23 protein-coding genes and 1 pseudogene are annotated in these 21,184 nt (G+C 35.7%); 20 read left to right on the forward strand and 4 right to left on the reverse strand.

The features are described from left to right. The first annotated feature begins 7 nt into the window (after positions 1–7). The 5 genes from dltA to IGK14_RS07110 are packed head-to-tail and all read left to right on the forward strand — an operon-like array spanning position 8 to position 5,536. On the forward strand, positions 8–1,525 hold the full coding sequence (gene dltA, locus IGK14_RS07090) for a D-alanine--poly(phosphoribitol) ligase subunit DltA (protein WP_010748143.1): 1,518 nt from the start codon (positions 8–10) through the stop codon (positions 1,523–1,525). Beyond that, positions 1,522–2,721 carry a D-alanyl-lipoteichoic acid biosynthesis protein DltB gene (dltB, locus tag IGK14_RS07095; RefSeq protein WP_005237703.1) on the forward strand — a complete coding sequence of 400 codons (1,200 nt, stop codon included), beginning with the start codon at positions 1,522–1,524 and terminating at the stop codon, positions 2,719–2,721. Before dltA ends, dltB begins: the two co-directional genes overlap by 4 nt. Before the next feature lie 14 nt (positions 2,722–2,735). After that, the gene (gene dltC / locus IGK14_RS07100; protein WP_010748144.1) at positions 2,736–2,978 is read left to right on the forward strand and encodes a D-alanine--poly(phosphoribitol) ligase subunit DltC; all 243 of its coding nucleotides are present in this window, start codon (positions 2,736–2,738) and stop codon (positions 2,976–2,978) included. Beyond that, on the forward strand, positions 2,975–4,249 hold the full coding sequence (gene dltD / locus IGK14_RS07105; RefSeq protein ID WP_010748145.1) for a D-alanyl-lipoteichoic acid biosynthesis protein DltD: 1,275 nt from the start codon (positions 2,975–2,977) through the stop codon (positions 4,247–4,249). Before dltC ends, dltD begins: the two co-directional genes overlap by 4 nt. A gap of 45 nt (positions 4,250–4,294) precedes the next feature. Continuing rightward, entirely contained in the window at positions 4,295–5,536 is a 1,242-nt protein-coding gene (locus IGK14_RS07110; protein WP_010748146.1) for a serine hydrolase domain-containing protein, read from the forward strand. A 354-nt stretch (positions 5,537–5,890) separates the two neighbouring features. Here IGK14_RS07110 and IGK14_RS07115 read toward each other — a convergent pair whose 3' ends face one another. Continuing rightward, positions 5,891–6,058 carry a hypothetical protein gene (locus tag IGK14_RS07115; RefSeq protein WP_010748147.1) on the reverse strand — a complete coding sequence of 56 codons (168 nt, stop codon included), beginning with the start codon at positions 6,056–6,058 and terminating at the stop codon, positions 5,891–5,893. A 1,165-nt stretch (positions 6,059–7,223) separates the two neighbouring features. On the opposite strand from IGK14_RS07115, the gene IGK14_RS07120 reads away from it, so the two are divergent. The 9 genes from IGK14_RS07120 (at position 7,224) to IGK14_RS07160 (ending at position 15,836) form a co-directional block, all read left to right on the forward strand. Next, positions 7,224–7,538 carry an ArsR/SmtB family transcription factor gene (locus tag IGK14_RS07120; RefSeq protein ID WP_010748148.1) on the forward strand — a complete coding sequence of 105 codons (315 nt, stop codon included), beginning with the start codon at positions 7,224–7,226 and terminating at the stop codon, positions 7,536–7,538. A gap of 13 nt (positions 7,539–7,551) precedes the next feature. Next, positions 7,552–8,631: an ACR3 family arsenite efflux transporter gene (arsB, locus tag IGK14_RS07125; protein ID WP_005237696.1), complete on the forward strand. Its 1,080-nt coding sequence runs from the start codon at positions 7,552–7,554 to the stop codon at positions 8,629–8,631. Between the two features lie 17 nt (positions 8,632–8,648). Then, positions 8,649–10,316 carry an FAD-dependent oxidoreductase gene (locus tag IGK14_RS07130; RefSeq protein WP_010748149.1) on the forward strand — a complete coding sequence of 556 codons (1,668 nt, stop codon included), beginning with the start codon at positions 8,649–8,651 and terminating at the stop codon, positions 10,314–10,316. A gap of 120 nt (positions 10,317–10,436) precedes the next feature. Further along, positions 10,437–10,793, forward strand: coding sequence for a hypothetical protein (locus IGK14_RS07135; protein ID WP_010748150.1), 357 nt, complete (start codon positions 10,437–10,439; stop codon positions 10,791–10,793). 348 nt (positions 10,794–11,141) lie between these two features. Continuing rightward, the gene (locus IGK14_RS07140) at positions 11,142–12,332 is read left to right on the forward strand and encodes an IS256-like element ISLgar5 family transposase (RefSeq protein WP_121262237.1); all 1,191 of its coding nucleotides are present in this window, start codon (positions 11,142–11,144) and stop codon (positions 12,330–12,332) included. Positions 12,333–12,842: 510 nt separating this feature from the next. After that, entirely contained in the window at positions 12,843–13,322 is a 480-nt protein-coding gene (locus IGK14_RS07145; RefSeq protein ID WP_010748153.1) for a GGDEF domain-containing protein, read from the forward strand. 403 nt (positions 13,323–13,725) lie between these two features. After that, a complete protein-coding gene (locus IGK14_RS07150) occupies positions 13,726–14,796 on the forward strand; it encodes a chromate transporter (RefSeq protein ID WP_010748154.1) in 1,071 nt (356 codons plus the stop codon). Between the two features lie 218 nt (positions 14,797–15,014). Further along, positions 15,015–15,305 (forward strand): hypothetical protein, encoded by a 291-nt coding sequence (locus IGK14_RS07155; RefSeq protein WP_051095333.1) that lies wholly within the window; start codon positions 15,015–15,017, stop codon positions 15,303–15,305. Positions 15,306–15,632: 327 nt separating this feature from the next. Next, positions 15,633–15,836: a hypothetical protein gene (locus IGK14_RS07160; RefSeq protein WP_005225249.1), complete on the forward strand. Its 204-nt coding sequence runs from the start codon at positions 15,633–15,635 to the stop codon at positions 15,834–15,836. Positions 15,837–15,911: 75 nt separating this feature from the next. On the opposite strand, the gene IGK14_RS07165 is transcribed toward IGK14_RS07160, so the two are convergent. After that, a complete protein-coding gene (locus tag IGK14_RS07165) occupies positions 15,912–16,061 on the reverse strand; it encodes a hypothetical protein (protein WP_005237684.1) in 150 nt (49 codons plus the stop codon). A 295-nt stretch (positions 16,062–16,356) separates the two neighbouring features. Here IGK14_RS07165 and IGK14_RS07170 point away from each other — a divergent pair, with 295 nt between their 5' ends. The 5 genes and pseudogenes from IGK14_RS07170 (at position 16,357) to IGK14_RS07190 (ending at position 19,336) form a co-directional block, all read left to right on the forward strand. Further along, the gene (locus tag IGK14_RS07170; protein WP_005237682.1) at positions 16,357–16,557 is read left to right on the forward strand and encodes a cold-shock protein; all 201 of its coding nucleotides are present in this window, start codon (positions 16,357–16,359) and stop codon (positions 16,555–16,557) included. Positions 16,558–16,623: 66 nt separating this feature from the next. Beyond that, complete coding sequence (locus IGK14_RS07175) at positions 16,624–16,839, forward strand: hypothetical protein (protein ID WP_010748155.1); 216 nt, start codon at positions 16,624–16,626, stop codon at positions 16,837–16,839. An 86-nt stretch (positions 16,840–16,925) separates the two neighbouring features. Further along, complete coding sequence (locus tag IGK14_RS07180) at positions 16,926–17,063, forward strand: hypothetical protein (RefSeq protein ID WP_231435016.1); 138 nt, start codon at positions 16,926–16,928, stop codon at positions 17,061–17,063. Positions 17,064–18,015: 952 nt separating this feature from the next. Further along, positions 18,016–18,261, forward strand: a pseudogene (locus IGK14_RS07185) (MerR family transcriptional regulator); the annotation flags it as partial. A 394-nt stretch (positions 18,262–18,655) separates the two neighbouring features. Beyond that, a complete protein-coding gene (locus IGK14_RS07190; protein WP_010748113.1) occupies positions 18,656–19,336 on the forward strand; it encodes an IS6 family transposase in 681 nt (226 codons plus the stop codon). 12 nt (positions 19,337–19,348) lie between these two features. On the opposite strand, the gene IGK14_RS07195 is transcribed toward IGK14_RS07190, so the two are convergent. Further along, on the reverse strand, positions 19,349–19,762 hold the full coding sequence (locus IGK14_RS07195; RefSeq protein ID WP_010748158.1) for a hypothetical protein: 414 nt from the start codon (positions 19,760–19,762) through the stop codon (positions 19,349–19,351). A 396-nt stretch (positions 19,763–20,158) separates the two neighbouring features. Between IGK14_RS07195 and IGK14_RS07200 the strand changes: the two genes are divergently transcribed. After that, positions 20,159–20,398: a hypothetical protein gene (locus IGK14_RS07200; RefSeq protein WP_010748159.1), complete on the forward strand. Its 240-nt coding sequence runs from the start codon at positions 20,159–20,161 to the stop codon at positions 20,396–20,398. Between the two features lie 48 nt (positions 20,399–20,446). On the opposite strand, the gene IGK14_RS07205 is transcribed toward IGK14_RS07200, so the two are convergent. Continuing rightward, positions 20,447–21,184 carry an amino acid ABC transporter ATP-binding protein gene (locus IGK14_RS07205; RefSeq protein WP_010748160.1) on the reverse strand — a complete coding sequence of 246 codons (738 nt, stop codon included), beginning with the start codon at positions 21,182–21,184 and terminating at the stop codon, positions 20,447–20,449.

Here is a 21,184-nt window from a genome sequence, read left to right on the forward strand (position 1 = left end):
AATGTTCATGAACGTGGTGAATATTGTGCAAGCCATTGAAGAGTGGGCAAAAAAAGATTCAGAGAGGATTGCCTACCGGGAAGATCACCAAGTATATACTTATGGACAATTAGCAGCTCGATCCAATCAATTAGCTGCCTATTTCGAGGAAACGTTGGAAACTCGCGGACCGATTGTTGTTTATGGCGAGTTAGAATTTGACATGCTGACAGCTTTTTTGGCAGCTTCCAAAACTGGTCGGGCATATATCCCCATTGAAAGTACCACACCAAAAGAGCGTGTTGAATTGATCCTTTCTGTGGCTACACCAGATTTGATCATTAGTGTAGCTGACTGGCAAGGTCCGGAAACAATGATTCCAATGCTAGAAATAAATCAATTGGAAGAAATTTATCAAAGCGGGCGCAATTTAGGTAACGCAAAAACGCTCGGAAAAGATGATATTTATTACATCATCTTTACATCAGGAACGACCGGCATCCCTAAGGGAGTCCAGATTAGTCACGGGAATTTATTGAGTTTCGTGCAATGGACATTGAAAGATTTTTCCTTACGCGACGGGATGTATTATTTGGCGCAGGCACCGTATTCCTTTGATCTCTCTGTCATGGGGGTGTACCCAGCATTAACTTCTGGCGGCTGCTTGGTACCTTTAAAAAAGGTTGTCATTAATGACTTCAAAACATTATTTGCGATTTTGCCGCAATTGGCTATCAATGTTTGGATCTCAACACCTTCATTTATGAAACTATGTTTGATGGAAGAGACCTTTGACGGGATGCACGTTCCTCAGTTGGAGCGTTTCTTATTCTGTGGGGAAGAACTACCGAAAAAAACCGCTCAAGAGCTACTGGAACGTTTTCCGAATGCAAAAATCTACAATACTTATGGACCTACTGAAGCGACTGTTGCCGTATCCGGCGTGCAAATCACTGAAGAATTACTGGAGCAATATGATCGGGTGCCAATTGGGTATGTGAAAGAAGATTCGACGGTTTTCTTTATGGAAGAAGATCAACTAGTTCCTAAAGGGCAAGTAGGTGAGATTATCATTAGTGGTCCTAGCGTTTCAAAAGGATATCTGAACAATCCCGAAAAAACAAAAGAGGCATTTTTTGTCCATGAAGGGCAACCAGCGTATCGAACCGGCGATAGCGGCAGAATGACGGAAGATGGTTTGTTGCATTATGAAGGGCGTCTTGATTTTCAAGTGAAGTTCCATGGGTATCGAATGGAACTAGAAGAGATTGACCATCATTTAAGCAATAGTTCGTGGGTCAAACAAGCCGTCGTAGTCCCTAAATATCAAGAAAAGAAAGTGGAACAGTTGATTGCTTATGTCGTTCCCGAAACGCACCCCTTCGAGAAAGAGTTTCAACTGACAAAAGCCATCAAATCTTCACTGAGTGAAACGGTGATGGAGTATATGATCCCGCAGCGATTTATCTATGTTGAGCATCTGCCCCATACGGCAAATGGCAAAATCGACCGCAAACGGCTGACAAATGAGGTGAATCCTTCATGAACCTGCAGCATATGATTCCTTATGCAAATCCCACCTATTTCATTTGGCTAATGGTAGGATTGCTTCCGATGATGCTTGTGCTGCTGTTCAAACAAAAGCGTTGGCAATGGTATCAAACGTTACTCACACTAGCGGTATTGTACGTAAGTTTTGGTGGTGAATATTGGCAGCAGGGTCTGGCGCTGATCGGGTACGTCGTGTATCAGACATTACTCGTCTATGGCTATTATCAGCATCGTCAACGAGCAAATACTTCAGGCGTCTTTTATGGTGCAGTGGTAGCAGCGATCTTACCATTGGCATTGAGTAAAGTCACCCCTTTCTTTGTTGGGCATGCCTCACTGATTTATTTCTTGGGCATCTCTTATCTGACCTTCAAATCGGTGCAAATGATCATGGAGATACGGGATGGCCTGATCAAAGAATACCATCCTTGGCGTTATATCCAGTTTTTACTATACTTTCCAACGATTTCTTCGGGACCGATCGATCGTTATCGTCGCTTTGAGAAAGATCTGCTGAATCCACCGACAAAAGAAGTGTATCTCGACTATTTAAACAAAGGAGTCGCCAAAATAATGCTAGGTCTCCTGTATAAGTTCATTCTTGGTTATTATCTCGGTCAAGTATTACTACCGATCGTGACCAAAGAAGCCCTGCAAAATGGACTGTTCTCTTGGGGAATGCTAGGGTATATGTATGTCTATAGTATGTATCTGTTCTTTGATTTTGCTGGTTATAGTTTATTTGCAATTGGTATCAGCAACTTCATGGGTTATGATACACCAGCTAACTTCAATAAACCTTTTCTGGCGCCCAATATCAAAGAATTCTGGAATCGTTGGCACATGAGTCTGTCTTTTTGGTTCCGAGACTACGTATACATGCGATTGATGTTCACCCTGATCAAAAAGAAAGTTTTCAAAAGTCGTATAGTAGCATCTAATGTCGGTTATTTCGCCCTGTTTCTATTAATGGGCATTTGGCACGGTCTTACCTGGTATTACATTTTATACGGGGTATATCATGCGACACTGATTTGCGGAAATGATGCGTGGATCCGTTGGAAGAAAAAACAAGGAAATCTACCTTCGAACAAACTAACCAAAGCGGTGTCCACTGTATTGACCTTCCAAGCAGTTTGCTTTAGTTTCCTGATTTTCTCAGGAATATTAGACAAATTATTCGTTAAATAAAAGGAGAAAAGAATATGACAACCAAAGAAGCAGTATTAGACATTTTAGTATCAGTTACAGGAAGTGACGAAGTAAAAGAAAACGAAACAATCGATCTTTTTGATGGAGGATTATTAGATTCATTAGGATCTGTTCAATTGCTGGTTGAACTAGAAGGGCGGTTAGGAATTGAGTTTCCTGTATCAGAATTTGACCGGGCAGAGTGGAATACACCAGCAAAAATCATTGAGAAAGTCGACACGCTGCAAAGCCGATGATGAAAAAACGACTATTCACGGCTTTTGGACCGCTTCTTTGTGCGGTGATTCTTGTCGGGGGACTCTTCCTTGGCCCTTGGAAGATCAATAGCCACGATCCGAAAGTCATCGCTCAAGCGGCGACGGCAATGAATGATGCGGTGTTTCGTGGGGATCATATCAAAAATGAGGCAATAGCAACAGGAAAATATGTCCCATTTTTTGGCTCATCCGAACTAAACCGTGTGAGTGCCACACATCCTTCCGTATTGGTGCAGAAATATCACCGTTCTTATACGCCATTTTTGATTGGTGCACCTGGCACCCAGTCGCTGACCCAGTACGCCATCATTCAATCAATGGCGAAAGAATTAGCAGGGAAAAAAGCAGTCTTCATCGTTTCCCCTCAATGGTTCGTTCCTAAAGGGTTGAAAGGAGACTATTTCAACCATCATTATTCCGAACAGCATGTGTACGATTGGCTCTCTTCGTTAAAGAAAATCTCTGACACCGATCAATACTATGCCGAACGTCTCTTAGACTATTCGAAAGTGAGAGAAAATCGCTTGACGGAACAAGTCTTGAATGAAGTGAAATCCGGTAAGATACCAACTGATTGGCAGAAAAAACAGATTGATCTGCAACGATCTATTTTGAAACGGGAAGATGAGCTTTTTAGTGGTCTTGGGTTGGGGCATAACTTGACTGACAAAATCACTGCTGCTGCAAAGAAATTACCTTCTACCTATAATCTCGCTCAAATAGAACAAGTAGCCGATAATGAAGGAAAAGCAGAAACGACTAATAATTCTTTAGGGATCAAGAATTCTTTTTACCAACATAATCTGCAAAGCCGCATAGATAAAATGAAAGGCTCTCAAAAGAAATGGGATTATCGTTTTGGACCAGAATATAGTGACTTTCAACTAGTACTGACAGAATTTGCTCGCAACAATGTGGATGTCTTATTTGTGATTCCGCCTATCAATCAGAAGTGGATGGATTATACTGGCTTACCGCAAGAGGTGTTGACTGGTTTTGACAAAAAGATCCGCTACCATTTAAGAAGTCAAGGCTTTATGAATATCGCTGATTTATCAACGAAAGGCAATCAACCCTATTTTATGGAAGATACGATTCACTTAGGCTGGCGTGGCTGGCTAGCAGCAGATGAATACATTCAGCCATTCTTGGATTCTAAGGGCAAAGAGAAACCATCTTATGAAATCAACCATTATTTTCTATCCAAAAATTGGCAGCAAGAAGCACCAAAAGATATTCAGGGGGAATGAAAAAGGAGGACTGTTGGAGAATAGAAATGCTGGAGGCTTTATTCAATGAGTAGACATACGAAAAAACATGCAAAAAGAAACGTTCATAAACTAGTGCTTGGGATTGATATCCTTGTGATTATTTGTGGTCTCATTGGCCTCTACTACTTGTTTTTACCAACGGAACCAACGGATGCTTCTGATCATTTCAGTGAGCAAGTTGTACATTCCAGTACTGCCAGCAGCTACTCTTCCAAAAATGAGCAGCCCGCATCCAACAAGAAACAGGACTTGTTGGATGCGGGAAACTATGACAATCTCATTAATAATCAAGAAGTCATCACACCTGAAGGAGCTATCTACGATCAGAAAATTATTTCCAGTGGCTTTATCGGAAGTGCATTGGTTGTAAAAAATGGGAAAGTCCTGCTGCATAAAGGGTACGGATATGCGGACAAGGCAGCTGATATTAAAAATACTCCGACAACATTATTCAATATTGGCTCGATACAAAAAGGTCTAACAGCTGTCTTGATTATGCGAGCAGTTAGGGACGGGAAATTATCCTTGACAGATACGTTAGCCCGCTTTTATCCCTATATTCCTGGTGCTGCTAATATTACGATTCAGCAAATGCTGCAGATGGCTTCCGGACTCAAGCTTTCAGAAAATCCCCAAGGACTGGAAGACGTGCAGCAGATTCTCGACTGGGATGCTGCACATGCTGTCTTATCCGGAACCCAAGGAACATTCAAATACAGTCCCATCAACTACAATTTACTAGCAGGCATTTTGACAAAAGTAACAGGAAAAAGTTATGATATGCTGTTAACGGATTATTTTATCAATAAGAATGGGTTGAAACACTCTTTCTTATATAAAGTTTTTTTGCAGCAGGATCATCCTACGGTCAATTACAAAACGGATGGTGAAACAGATCCTTATGGGAACCCTAACGATATTTCCTCAGCTAACTTGGCAGCTGAGGTAGGAACTGGAAATCTCTATATGTCAGTTGGCGATTTGTATCGCTATTATGATTTATTATTGAATGGGAAACTGTTAGATAAAGCTTCGCTGGAGCAAATGTGGCAACCAGCCGCTGGCGGATTCTATGCAGCAGGTTTTTATGACAAAGGGACTTATTTCCGTGCTCATGGTGGTAAAGGAGGATTCGAATCGTTTGGGTTGTTTTCTAAAGATAATAAAACTAGTGTGATTCTGCTCTCTAATCGTGGACGTAAAAGCGACACGGAATTAATGAATCAACTGTATCATCCGCTTTCAAATATTGATGTCTCTTTTTAATCAAATTATATGAGGAAATCAATTATGATATATGCTTGATTTCCTTTGTCTAAATATTATAATTCTGTTGATAGGACTCATTTTTATGATATCGCAGATTTTATGTATCAATACTGCATCTTCGGCATAAAATATTAAAAAATTTTTGTTTATCTGTGTATTAACAATGAAACAATGTATGGTTCTTATTCAGAATTGATATGGAACAATCTATTAGCTATCACTAAGTAGTAAGTGATAACTAAAATACATACAAACCAAGATAGCGGTTTCATATTTAGATTTTATAGTGCGGCCAAAGCTGTGCTATATTGCTTATCCGATTAATTTTTAAATTAATACTTTGAGGTGGTTCTATTTACAGCCTTTTTTTTCACAAGTGATAGAAGAAGTCGTAGACTGCCAATCTTGTGGATTGTCATCAATTCTTGCTCCACAACCAGTATAATTACCTTCTTTTCTATGAATTTTTCCGTTTTCAGATTTCTTTGTGTCATTACCAACATATTTTATGTTTGCCATAATGCTTCCTCCTAATAATAGTATTTCTTTTTTTATTTTTGGCACTACTACTAAATCTTAAGTCTATTTTAATTCAAAAAAGTATAAAATGCTAATTATATTTGAAAAATGATGTATGAATAATTTCAGTTTACATAACATAGATTTTATACAAAGTTGTCTCTTTTAAAAAGCTATAAATCAATATAATTAAAAACATGTAAATGTTTATGTTAACTAAAAATCTCGATCTCTTAAGCAACATGATAGTTCGACCCCTACTCTTCCATCAAATGGCGCCCTATTATCAAACAAACTACAAGATTACCTGTACCAATGATGGTTTATATTTGAATCTTGAGGTTCTTTCACTATTTAATGGAATGGCAATATTGTTTTCTTGTAACTATGATTCTATTCATTTATATCTCCTCTTTCTTCAATTTCTATTTCAATCTTAGCTATCGTAAATATTTTTATAGATATTGTTTTTCAGAAAATACGAAACTCAAAATCCTTTTCATCTACTCCTCTTAAAAAAAAATATCTTGTTGGAATTTGAAGCTGATTACTTTTTTAAATTATTTTATAAATCTAGTCATCAGTTAAATAATTAATCATACTATATTTATATAGATATTTTCTTTTTTCAGCACATCGTTTAGTTAGGGGATTCAAAGGCCAGCAGAGTATACTCTGTTGGACACTCCTTTAAACAGATTTTTAAATCATTAATAGTGTCCATGTAGATTGTGCAAAAAGCTTTCTCGAATCATAAAAAATTCATAATGAGTTATTTTGAGTAAGAGTGTTCAGAAAATGACTAATTTCTGGACACTCTTTTTAGATACTGTAATTTATGTGTATCACTCTATTTTTGTGTTCATAAACTCGTAGCTAAATCATTGTTCAATTAAAATTTAGGTTTATGAGTATTAGGACAAATCTTGGATGTGGTCAAAAACTTAAGGGTTTATGAGCTCTCTTTGATTGCTATAACTATAAAAGAGTTCAAGATAGAATATTCTTTAACAGTTCTTCTATGCTAAATTAACCTATAGTGAGAGTACTAACTATGCTATTAATTCCTATTTACTTAGAAATTATGAGTAAACAACTTGACCTTATATAGATGGTTGTCTATATTACATATATAGACAACCATCTATATAAGGAGGGTCGAAGAATGAATTATGAATCTCTTTCATTAGTATTAAAATCTCTAGCGGATCCAAATCGTATGAAAATAGTAGATGTGCTTTCTTGCGGTAGTTTGTGTGCATGTGATTTACTTGAATATTTTGATTTTACGCAGCCTACACTTTCTCATCATATGAAAGTACTTGAAAAAGCGGGTGTCGTTTGTGTAAGTAAAAAAGGGCAATGGCACCATTATTCATTGAGGGAAGAATTTGTTGTAGAATTTATGGAATCTATTCAACAATTACTTGTAAATAATGAAGACAACTGTGTATGCAAAGTAAAAGAAGGATCTAAGTAGGAGGAAAGTAAAAATGAAATCAAAAGGTAAAGCTGAAGGGTTAGGCTTTTTTGAAAAGTATTTAACTCTATGGGTAATCTTGTGTATGATAATCGGAGTATTGATTGGACAGTTTGCTCCAGCTATTCCTGATACATTAAGTCAATTTGAGTATTTTCAGGTCTCAATTCCAACGGCTATTTTGATATGGTTGATGATTTATCCTATGATGTTAAAAATTGATTTTACCAGTATTGTTCGTGCTGCTAAAAAACCTAAGGGATTAGTTATCACGTGCGTTACTAATTGGCTTATTAAACCGTTTACGATGTATGGCATTTCAGCACTCTTTTTTTATGTGATTTTCCAACAATTGATTCCAATAGAACTAGCAAAAGAATACGTCGCTGGTGCAGTTATTCTAGGAGCAGCACCATGTACAGCGATGGTTTTTGTGTGGAGCTACCTAACAAAAGGTGACTCTGCCTATACTTTGGTTCAAGTCGCAATCAACGATTTAATTATCCTAGTATTATTTGCACCTATTGTTGCTTTCTTGTTAGGTGTTGATAATGTAAGTGTCCCCTTAGCTACTTTATTACTGTCTACTGTTCTTTTTGTAGTTGTTCCATTGTTTTTAGGCTTCATTACTCGAGTGTTGATCATAAAAAAAAGAGGTTTAACCTATTTTGAAAATGTCTTCTTGAAGAAATTTGATTCAGTGACGATTATTGGTTTATTACTAACTCTGATCATTATCTTCTCCTTCCAAGGTGAAAGAATCATTGCTAATCCATTGCATATTTTATTGATTGCAATTCCTTTAACGATTCAAACGATTTTAATATTTACAATTGCTTATAGTTGGGCAAGATTTTGGAAGTTGCCACATAATATTGCTTCTCCTGCTGGAATGATAGGAGCAAGTAACTTTTTTGAGTTGGCAGTAGCGGTATCAATATCACTTTTTGGATTACAGTCGGGAGCAACTTTAGCAACAGTCGTAGGCGTACTTGTGGAAGTGCCAGTTATGTTACTTTTAGTTAAGGTTTCTAATAAAACAAAAGACTGGTTCATAAATCCGGAATCTTTGAGTGAAATCAAGAACGTATAAAGGATAGGTGTGGAGAAATGAAAATCATCATTATTGGATCTGTCGCTGCTGGAACAAGTGTCGCTGCAAAAGCAAGAAGAAATACGGAAGATGCAGAGATTGTTTTGTATGATAAAGATATGGATGTGTCTTACGCAGTTTGTGGGATTCCATATGCAGTGGGGGGAGAAGTGGAAAACTTTGATGAACTGACGCCTCGTAATGCTGAATGGTTTAAAAAAAGGTACGACGTAGATATTCATACCTCTCATGAAATAACTCAGGTTGACTATGATAAAAAATTGGTGCACGGAATCAATCTAATTACAAAAAAATCATTTACCAATAATTTTGATGTTTTAGTGTTGGCCACAGGATCGGTTTATAATACCCCAGAAATATTTGTTAATAGACATTTTGAGAATGTTTTTCAGGTGAAAAATATTTCGAGTGGGAAAAGTATCAAGAAGTTTGTAGATGAAAACGAGCCAAAAAAAGCAGTTGTCATTGGTGCTGGATATATTGGTTTAGAAATGGCCGAGCAGTTACAGAGACTAGGTCTTGAGGTCTCGTTACTTCAACGAAGTAAATATCCCATGTCCCATTTAGACTGGGACATGTCTTCAAGAATCATTAATGAAATGAAAAGGAAAAACACTGCCTTTTTCCCTGAAGAAACCGTCAGAAAAGTTAACGGTGATGGTAGTCTGAAGTCTATTGAAACGGCTAAAGGAACTATCTTTTCGGCAGATATTTTTGTATTAGCTACCGGAGTAAAGCCGAACACCGCATTAGCAAAATCCATGGGAATTAAATTAGGAATTACCGGAGCTATAGAAGTAAACGATAAGTTAGAAACCAATTTTCCAAATGTTTATGCTGTAGGTGATGTTGCAGAAAGTTTTGATCGCATAACTAGGCGACCAATTTATCGACCTTTAGCTTCAACAGCCAATAAAATGGGAAGGATCGCAGGAGATGTTATTACAGGTGGCAATCTACGACACAAGGGAATCTTAGGAACTGGTATTTTACGATTCTTTGATTTAACAATTGCTCAAACTGGTCTCACAGAAAAAGATGCTTTAGCAAATAATATAGCTATTACTACTTTATATAATATTAAACCTAATAAGCCGGACTATATGAATGGTAAAGAAATGGTGATCAAAGCAATCGCAAATAAAGAAAATGGGAAGATACTTGGGGCTCAAATCATAGGTTATGATGGGGTAGATAAGCGGATCGATGTGCTTGCTACTGCTATTTCATTTGGCGCAGCTGCTGAAGATTTATTTCACTTGGATTTAGCATATGCTCCACCTTTTTCTACAACAAAAGATCCCATTCATTATACTGGGATGGCTTTGAACAACGATATAAATAATGATACCCCGTTAATGACCCCTATAGAGCTATTGAGAAGAATTGATAGCGGCGAGAAATTACAAATTATTGATACCAGATCAAGAAAACAGTTTGAAACTTCGAAAGTTGAGGGAGCAATTCACATACCTTTAGCTGAGTTAAGAGATCGATATGAGGAATTGGATAAAGAATTTGTGACAGTAACTTATTGTAATAAAGGCGTTACTGGAAATGCAGCACAAAATATTTTACTGAACAAAGGATTTAAACAAGTTTATAATTTATCCGGAGGAAATAAAAACTATCAAGAAGTTTGTGAAACGATACAAAAATTATGATAGAATTACAAATATTGGAATAATTAGGAAGAAACTTATTTTGAGGTTTGATGTAACATTTGTATTTTTTTCAAGCTTCATTTTTTTATATATTATGGACTACTAGAGGTGAAATTGAAGATGGTAGATTTAACTAAAATTGAATACCGAGTTTTGATTTCATTATATGAATGCGAGGGAGGGATAACAAAACGTAACTTTGTAAAAAAATACCCAGAATTTAAGCTGAATACAGCTTATTTAGTTATTGATCGGCTAGTAGACAAAGGGTACTTAGAAATGAATTACTCAAAAAAAACTGAATTATCAGAAAAATTGTTTAGTCCAATCAAATCAATAACTGACTTCTATTCTGATATGTTTGGTATTTGCGCAGTTGATCGTACGGTGAAAAAAGTAATACGTGAACTAACTGATTATAGTCAAACAAGTTTTATTCTAGATAAAATAAGAGAAACAAAAAGATATGCAAAATAAATTTATATAGTTGGAATGAAAAGGTAAAATCTCATACTTATAGTCTTGGTATACAGTAAAAAAGAAATGGAGAAATGTCTATGGGACTTTTACATTTGCTTTATGTAATATTGTATTCAATTATAGTAATTAGCTTACTTATTTCCTATGATTTATTTGTAAAAAATTTTAAGAAACTCCATTTACGATATTCTTTTAAAATAATTATTGGTTTAATATTATTTGTATCGCAAATGTATTTTATCATAACTTTTGAGAGTGTAAAATATTTTGTGTAAATAGAAAAAAGGAAGTCCCTTCTGTAGAATAGAGTTACCACAACACATTCACAGAAGAGAGGACTTCCTTATGAACGATTCTACTACAGAAATTCTAAAGACTCTAGCGAACAAAGGCGATTTGAATGAATTATTCCGTGTCCATTTGGAGAAAGCAGTCAATACGCTTCTCAAAACGGAGTTAACGGCTTTCCTAGATTACGAAAAGTATGATCGCATTGGTTTTAACACGGGTAATTCTCGTAACGGCTCCTATGACCGTACGGTCAAGACCGAGTATGGGGAACTTCATCTCCAGATTCCGCGCGACCGCAATGGTGAGTTCAAGCAACAGACTGTTCCTGCTTATAGACGGACGAATGACACGTTAGAGGAGACCGTCATTCACCTCTTCCGAAAAGGTATTACCATGTCGGAAATCGCAGACTTGATTGAGAAAATGTATGGGCATCACTACACGCCCCAAACCATGTCCAATATAACAAAATCATTTACAGAAGAGGTAACGGCGTTTAAAGGGCGGGAGCTTCATGACCGTTATGCTGCTATTTATATGGACGCAACGTATATTCCGTTAAAGCGGAAAACCGTCGCCAAGGAAGCTATTCATATCGCAGTTGGCATTCGCCCGGACGGATCAAAGGAAGTATTGAGCTATGCGATTGCACCGACTGAATCCATCACGATTTGGGAGGAAATTTTATTGGACCTTCAAGAGCACGGTTTGAAAAATGTCCTCCTGTTCATCACGGATGGCTTAAAGGGGATGGTAGGAGCGATTAGTCGGTTCTATCCCAAAGCTCGTTTTCAACATTGTTGTGTACACGTTTCCCGTAATATCAGTCACAAAGTGCGTGTCAATAATCGTAAGGAAGTCTGTGATGATTTTAAAATGGTGTATCAAGCCTCATCTAAAGAGGTGGCGTTGGAAGCACGTGGTGCTTTTGCGAAAAAATGGAAAACCAGCTATCCAAAAGTGGTTGAATCGATTCTTTCGAACGATCACTTGCTCACTTTCTATGATTTCCCCTTGGCCATACGCAAGAGTATTTATTCTACGAACTTGATTGAATCCTTTAATAAGCAAATCAAGAAATACAGCCACCGCAAGGAACAGTTCCAAAACGAAGAGTCGATGGAACGTTTCTTAGTCTCGTCTTTTGATACTTACAACCAAAAATTCCTAGGTCGCAGTCATAAAGGCTTTCAACAGGCCGAAGGCGAACTTGAACAAATGCTAAGCCAACTGATTGAGAATTAGAAACAATCTGCAGTAGGGAAGAATCATTTACACAAAATTATTGACGCTCCCTAACTTTTTCGATAAATAATGTGGGGTATGTTTATTATGAATATACATTACCTTTATTTATCTTATACTTTAACTCATTCAAAATGAAAAATTATTTTCTTTTATTGGCTCTAATGATGGTGTTTATCAGACTATCGTAATAAGTATTATTGATATCAAGACATTACTTAGTATTCTAGTTCTAGTATACTGGCATTCACTTTTAGTTTCGTAATTAAAAAAAGCTTTTATAAATATAAAATACAGATACCGTTTTATATATTTTTTGTTTTAATTACTCTAATGATGGCTGGATTGAATTCTATGCTCTTTTTTGAATATAAACTTACTTTTTGGGAATATCTATCTTTGTTTATAGGGTCTATAATTATTTGTATTTCTTGGCAATACTATCTAAGTACTCAAAAATAATTCTTAAAAGATATAAATAGAAAACTTATTGGGAGAAACTACGATGAATTGACGAAAGTTAAAAATATTAGAAGCTTAAATCAAGACGTAGATAGTATGACAGAGGTTGAAAAGGAAAAGCTTATTTTTGTTATGATGGATTTAGATCATTTTAAAAGAATTAATGATCACTATGGACACATTACAGGAAATCGTGCTTTAATATTCTTTTCAAAAAAAATAACAACTTTTCTTAGTGAAGCACACCAAGATCAAGTAGAGGTTTATAGATATGGAGGCGAAGAATTTTTAGTTATTTTCAAAGACAGTACATTAAAGTCTGTTCAAAAGACTATATTAAGATTTCAGGCATTCTTATTAAAAAATAAGTTGAATATTGGAGGGGAAAGAAAGATTACGCTTTATTTTTCTGCTGGCATTTCTAAGTATGATTCTTCTTTAGATGTATATGAACTCATCAATCAGGCTGATCAAGCGCTGTATGCTGCAAAAAAAAGAGGTAGAAACACACTTGTTGTTTATTCTTGATTTATTATGCAATTAAACATGATTTTGGCTTGATCAAGATCTCTTGGACGGTTCATTAAAATAGTATTGTTTAACAAGGGCATTTTACTTGCTATATATAAATAATTGTTCTAAAATTTTCTAGTGTGTCTCATTAAAAGAGTAGCGGGGAAAGCAGATTGGGGAAGTCTTCTTTTTATATGTTGCTTTTATATTTATAGGTGAGTAAATCTACTGTAATGATAATATATTTATCATTTTTCAGAAGGTTTCATCAAAGGACGCAAAGAGAAAGTTCTATTTTTCTCTTTGCGTCCTTTTCTAAACTATTTATTGGAAAGTAAAGATCTAATAAACTGAAACCGGTCATTGATATAACAAATCATGCACATAACTTAATATTTCTCATACTATTGGAGGGCTTATGGAAGAAAATAAATACATCGAGATTGTTAAAGTGTTCTCAAAACTTGGGTTCTTTGCTTTTGGTGGACCAGCTGCTCATATCGCTATGATGGAAGAAGAAGTCGTGGATAAAAGGCAATGGATGTCTAAGGAAGAGTTTCTAGATTTATTAGGATTTACTAACTTGATTCCTGGTCCAAACTCTACAGAGATGGCAATTATATTAGGTCATCGGCGTGCTGGAAAATGGGGATTATTTTTAGCAGGTATTTCATTTATTTTACCAGCAATGGTCATTGTAATGATTATAGGGCACTTTTATAAATTATATGGAGACCTTCCTAGAGTTCAAACAATTCTGGAGTATATAAAGCCTGTCATTGTAGCAATTATTGTAGCAGCTCTAATAAAGCTTTTTAAAACAGCTATAAAAGATATGTCTACATTTATTGTTTTTTGCCTGTCTCTGCTTTTGGTTGTTTTTGGTGCTTCGGAACTCACTGTGTTAATAGTTGCCGCAATACTCTTACTATTAATAAAAAAAGATTGGAATTTTAAAAATTATGTCATAGAGCCATTTAGTCTCTCAATTTTATTTTTAACTTTCCTGAAAATAGGTTTACTTTTATATGGTAGTGGCTATGTATTACTTGCGTTTATCCAATCAGAATTTGTTGATAAGTTACAAGTATTGACCCAAGTTCAAATGATAGATGCCATATCTGTAGGCGAATTTACTCCTGGGCCTGTATTTACTACAGCAACTTTTATTGGATATTTACTTTTCGGTATCCCAGGTGCTTTGGTAGCTACAGTAGGGATTTTTTTACCATCGTTTCTACTGGTTCTTATATTAGCACCACTATTTTCCAAGCTTAAACAATCCAATACATTTTCCAAAATGTTAATTGGTATAAATGCGGCAGCATTAGCATTGATGGCTAATGTTACCATCCAATTAGGACAAAATATATTTGTTGAAAGGTATTTCATTTTAATTTTTTTTATTAGTCTATTAGGTATTCTTAAATACAAAATTAACTCTGCATTCTTCATTTTAGGGGGAATTCTATTAGGTCTATTTTTATGATTTAGATTAGATGATCTATTGATAAGAGTTTTGCATAAGAATGTTAGGGTATTTATGTATAAAAACAATAGATTTTTTTGTAGGTAAGGGGTAACATACTATTGTAAAGATATCTGATGTTGAATTGAAATTTATTTGATTACGTAATATGTATTTTTAAATAGCAGAAGTGGTTAGTTAATCTCTCTTTTCGCTGAGTTTTTTATTAAGGGAAGGACGTGATTTTCCTGAAAGTTGAGAAAGAAGAATTTAAACGAGTTATTAATGACGCGTCTCACTTAGAATATAATTATATTCATCGGGATTTAGAAAAGATTACTGATCCTAACTTGAAGGACGAAGAAGTAGAGTATTTGATTGTAAATCAGATACATCACAGACTTTTAAAAAGTTCACACAGATCGTTATTTGGAAATAAAATAATAATAAAAAGTATTGATGAAAAAGATTACAAGTTATTAAGATATTATGTGGAAGCATTATCGGAAAACCACTATAGAATAAAATAATATTCCTTAAAGTCTTAGGTTTCGAAAAGTTAATTATTACTTATGTGAATGGTTTTTAAATAAATGATTGCTTGATAAAAAATGATTATGAATTCTACAATATTGATTTTAACGGATCAGAAATTATAGGATTTTGCTCTATTTTAAAATCGAGCTGAAGCTGGATCTAAGAATAGGAGACAATAAATAGATGTACTGCTTTATTAACATAAAAAAAGCAATTTTTAATCTGTGATGATTGGCTTGCTAGTTTGTGATATTTTTTAGTTAAAAGTTACTTGCATTTGCTATGTCTAACTGTAGGTAATACCATTTTGGAGGGATGATATGGAAGAAAGTGAGAGTTTTGAACAGCACTGGCTATTGTCATCTAGTATCCAACGTGTAAAATATCTGAAACTTCTTTCCGCCTATCCAAAAACTACTTGGACGGAGGAGGAAAAGAAGGTATTTCTCTGGTTGTGTCAGATGGATATCGATACACTTGAAACAATGGAGATCATTTTTAGCAAATTAGCACACAAAAAATGAATAAGACAGCTACTCATTCTTACAAGTAGCTGCCTTTAATATGAAAAGAGCTTGGCCATTAGAGAGTTTCACTCCTTATGCTAGTTTTTCTAATTCATGTACTGCATTTTCGATTGTAGTACCGGTTGCCACTTTGGTTTCATCATTTTTAGAAAAAACAATAAACAAGTTTAAGTTAGTGTCCAAAGTAACACGATAATCAATTGTTTTGTTAGTGAATGTCATAATACATTCTCCTCTCTCAAATAGTGACGAAAGGTAACGATAACGTTCATAGCGAAATTCTATATAGATAGTATAGCACATTAAAAATAAAATAGTGTATAGTGAGTGATAAGTTTATAAAAAAATAATATTTTTATGTAAAGTTGCAACTAAAGAGTTTGTGTGGTATACTACTTGTAGTGATAAACTTTGAAACGTATTAAGAGTGCTATACATAAATTTATACTCTCCTTTTGCTTATCAAACAATTATTGCAACAAAACGCATTCGTAATGATGCACAAGGAGGAAATAGTATGAATAAAGGTACAGTAAAATGGTTTAATTCAGATAAAGGTTTTGGGTTCATTACAGGAGAAGATGGTCAAGATGTCTTTGCTCATTTTTCAGCGATTCAAGCGGATGGATTTAAATCTTTAGATGAAGGTCAAGCAGTTACTTTTGATACTGAAGAAGGTCAACGCGGTTTGCAAGCTGCTAATATCTATAAAGCATAAAAGTGCCTTTTAACCCGTCTCAACATGTGTGAGGCGGTTTTTTCATACTTCAAAGGAGGGGTAAGAATGAGTTTTTCACAATGGAAACCACAACAACTTTCAATAGAAGGCCAAGCTTTTCATATAGATCAACAGGTCATATTTCGATATAGAAAAAAACAAGCAGCTGGAACAATTATAAAGCTACTCAGCAATTCGGCAGTTGTAACCCTTTCAAATTCAGAAGTGACGAATACTACGGAAAGAACAGTTATAAATTATAAAAATTTAATGAGTAACTGAAATCAATGAAGAATAGATTGAGTTTTTTAATCACGTACTATGTATATGTAAACTGGATAGACGATTGGTTTGAGTGGAGGAATAAAATGCAAAAAGAAGCTATTCATCAGTTAATCGTAAAATTGACACTTAACAAAAATTGGCTTAATGACCCAATGATTGTTAATCAAGTGAAATATCTAGGAGATCAACTTTCTTGTACACGACGTTCTCCGATTAATTAAGGGAATCAATGTTTATTATCTGGATGGTTCTGAAAAAGTGTATACTTCTTTAAAAGGTTGCTGTGAAGGAGAAAAACTCTTCAAAGGAACCATCCAGAAATATATTTTATCTGATTCACCCATAGCAGATGGCAGATATTTCTGTGTCATTCGCTAATCTATAAACTTCTAAATCCGCCACCATAAGTTTAGCGATAAATATTTCTTTTTATTAAGCAGATTAAGGATGAACATTTAGTTCATTAGATACAGATATACAAAAAAACTAGCTATGATCAGCTAGTTAAATTATTTATACATAAGAGAGTTACATCTAGATTTAGCTTCCTCTAAAGTAGAAAATTTTTCGATATCAATATCGTAAATAAATAATTTGAGTTGAATATTGCGCAACTCTTTCAAATTTAGCACAGCAAATGACGTGATCAAAGGTGGTCTCGATTGAAAATCATACAAATTTGTTTTTGCTTTTGATGAATATAAACGGTAGTCCGAACTAAAAACTTCCACTGGATAAAAATTAGTATTCATATTTGAACACCTACTTTCATGGTACTTATCCAGTATAGCACTTAAAAGAAGTCAAAAGTAAAAATAGAAAAAACGTAAGGGATTCCTAAGCATTGCTTCTACATCGTAATTACTTGCAAAAAAGAAATATATAGCGTAGGCTGATTAAGCAACATGCATTAATCTAAGAAGAGTACCGGCACAGAAAACTTGGGGAAGTTTTTCTGGACTGCGCCGAATACTCTTCGTTTTTTTATTTTAACATTATTCTTACTTAATAAGCATTAGAATATGAGAAGTTGCATTTAACTGATTTTATCTATTGCTTAATATTTTAATAGTCTACGTAATGTGAGGAGGTATTTAGTGTAGTATTAGCATAGAGACAAGAGGCTTCTGGTTTCTCTAGAGTTAACTCCATGGTTTATTATAAATAAGAAGAATGAGGAGGAGATTCGATGAATATAAAAAAGCAGCTGAAATGTTTTATTTAAGTGTGGATACACTAAGCTATTATGAGCGTGTTGGCGAGATACCACCCGTTCACCGCCACGAGAGCGGCTACCGAGATTATACTACCAATGATTTAAATTGGATTTATCTAGCAAAAAACTTGCGAAATGCTGGATTGTCGATTGAATCTTTAATTGATTTTGCTCAACTAGCTCAATCACGTGAAGCACAAAATGATGCTATATAGATAGAAGGAAAAATTTGGGAGGTTATCATTCTGGATGAAAAATAAGCGTAGCTATTAAAGAATTTTACATTTAACTGCTGAAAAGGGATGGTAAGATTCTCCAAAAATTGTCAATGAGGTTCAAACGATAGAAACAACTATTTTAGACGGACGCGCTTCGCCCATGAACTATTAGGAGTCAAACGGAATAAGAGTTACTGAATCATAAGAACAATGTCAGAAACTATGCAACGATCAGTGGCTGCGTAGCTAACGAACTACCGTGTCGAGTAATTATTACAAAACTTATTAAGAATAAAAGTAAAGCGGTTCTGTTGCGAAGTTTTTTAATTTCCTGTATTTATTGTAAAATGTAAGAAAAAAGGTTAGTGAGGCTTGAGAGATGAATCATTTTAAAGGCAAACAATTCCAACAAGACGTCATCATTGTCGCTGTTGGTTATTACCTACGTTACAATCTGAGCTATCGTGAAGTTCAGGAATTGCTTTATGACCGTGGAATAAATGTTTGTCACACTACGATTTATCGGTGGGTTCAAGAATACAGTAAAATCCTCTATCATCTCTGGAAAAAGAAAAATAAACAGTCCTTCTATTCGTGGAAAATGGATGAAACCTATATCAAAATTAAGGGGCGTTGGCATTATCTCTATCGAGCGATTGATGCGGACGGTTTAACCTTAGATATCTGGTTACGAAAGAAACGAGATACTCAGGCGGCGTATGCTTTCTTAAAGCGACTCCATAAACAATTTGGACAACCTAGAGTCATCGTAACAGATAAAGCACCCTCTATAGGATCTGCATTTAGAAAGTTACAGAGAAACGGATTATACACCAAAACAGAGCATCGAACTGTGAAGTATATGAACAATTTAATAGAACAAGATCATAGGCCAATTAAGCGACGGAATAAATTTTATCGAAGTCTCCGGACTGCCTCATCCACGATTAAGGGGATGGAGACCATTCGAGGAATATATAAAAAGAACCGAAGAAATGGAACACTCTTCGGCTTTTCAGTTTCTACTGAAATCAAAATATTAATGGGAATACCTGCTTAGATTGACGGTTGGTCAGAGATAGTGTTTTTGAGTTTCAGACTTTGCAACAGAACCATCGCAGGACATTCCTTCTTGCAATTGGTGGAGTAAGTCTTTGTTGACTGTTCGATTCCACCGTCGCGGCAGCCCGATCTGCAATTGTTCACAATACGAAAATTGAGGGGCAGCTGTTTCGGTACTGCTCTGAGCTTGTGCAAAGTCATCAGAAGAACGAGCTGTTTCAGATGTGGGTTCGGATGTGTGGTTCTCAGTTCTGGAAGAAGAAGCTATAGTTTCAGAATCAGCTGACAAAGATTGAGAAGACGACGTTGCTTCTGGTAAAAAACTGCTCTTGGTGGTGTCATCCATGATTTCGTCAATTAAGGTACAGCCAGTGAGAAAGAGGGAGAGTAACATTAGTAAGGGAAATAAAAAGATGATTTTCATAAGATAGGTTCCTCCAAAATGATTTTCGCTACTTTTCTTTGTTATTTTAATGTTGGTTTTTTATTAGAAAAATCCCGTCAGTTGCTATAAAATAAAAAAGAAAAATGTTTGTATGCCTATTTAGGTTTGGAGGGAGTGTTGTTTAATAAGTGTAACATGTTGCTTCCGTTCTGGCTACTTGATTTCCAATATCCTTTCGTGGTTTTAGTAAAATTGGTATCTGCAGCTTACGATGGTGAAAAGGAAATGTTATAATAGATTTAACTACTCAATAAAAATTTACTATTTAAAAGGCGAACCCTGTTTACTCTTACCAGGTCAACAGGAACCAGCATACCGTTTGCTAAGAATTTATGTAAGGAATGTTTTTTCATAACAAGGAGAGGAGGAAGGAATATGAGCATCTTAAAGCAATGGCAAGCGAAACAACAAACGAGGAAAGAAGCAAAAAAGCAGGCGTTACGTTTAAAAAATGCCAAGCTTCGTGCAGCGGGGAAAGAGCCGTTGAAGGGCTGGGGGAAAATGGTTGATACTGGCATCGGCGGGGCGAACAAAGCAAACCCCATCGATACAAAAGTGTTTTTGGGGGAAAATCAAAAGCGGATCGCAGATGAAACGAAACGGAACAAACAATAAAGAAAACCTCTGCAACAGTTCCTTCGGTGGACTGTTGCAGAGGCTTTTTTAAATATTCAATACTTTGTCTAAGAAGTCTTTGGTACGCTCATGCTTAGGATTGGTAAAGATTTGCTCAGGTGTACCGTCTTCCAAGAAGTTCCCGCCGTCAATAAACATCACACGGTTTGCTACTTCTTTGGCAAAACCCATCTCGTGAGTTACGATCACCATGGTCATTCCTTGTTTTGCCAAATCCTTCATAACATTGAGTACATCGCCAACCATTTCTGGATCGAGTGCGGAGGTTGGTTCATCGAACAACATCACATCGGGATTCATTGCTAAAGCTCTAGCGATCGCCACCCGTTGTTTTTGTCCTCCAGACAGATTGTCAGGGTGCATGTCTTTTTTATCTGCCAAACCGACCGTTTCTAATAAACGAATTGCGTTCTTTTCCGCTTTTTGCCGAGAAGCATTTTTTAGATCCATCGGTGCTAAAATGATATTTTCTAAAACCGACAAGTGAGGGAAGAGATTGAAATGCTGAAACACCATGCCGATATGTTGACGAACAGCATTGATATTGGTGTTTTTATCCATCAGATGTGCGCCGTCAACGATAATATCGCCGCTGGTTGGTTCTTCTAAGCGGTTCAAACAGCGTAAGAACGTCGATTTCCCGGATCCTGAAGGACCGATCACACAAACGACTTCTCCTTCAGCGATTGAAACATTGATATTGTTCAATACGGTATTGTCGCCGTATTTTTTTACAAGATTTTCAACTAAGATTTTTTCTTTCAT

Source organism: Enterococcus sp. DIV0970a, from assembly GCF_051711265.1.
Lineage (GTDB): Bacteria > Bacillota > Bacilli > Lactobacillales > Enterococcaceae > Enterococcus_D > Enterococcus_D casseliflavus.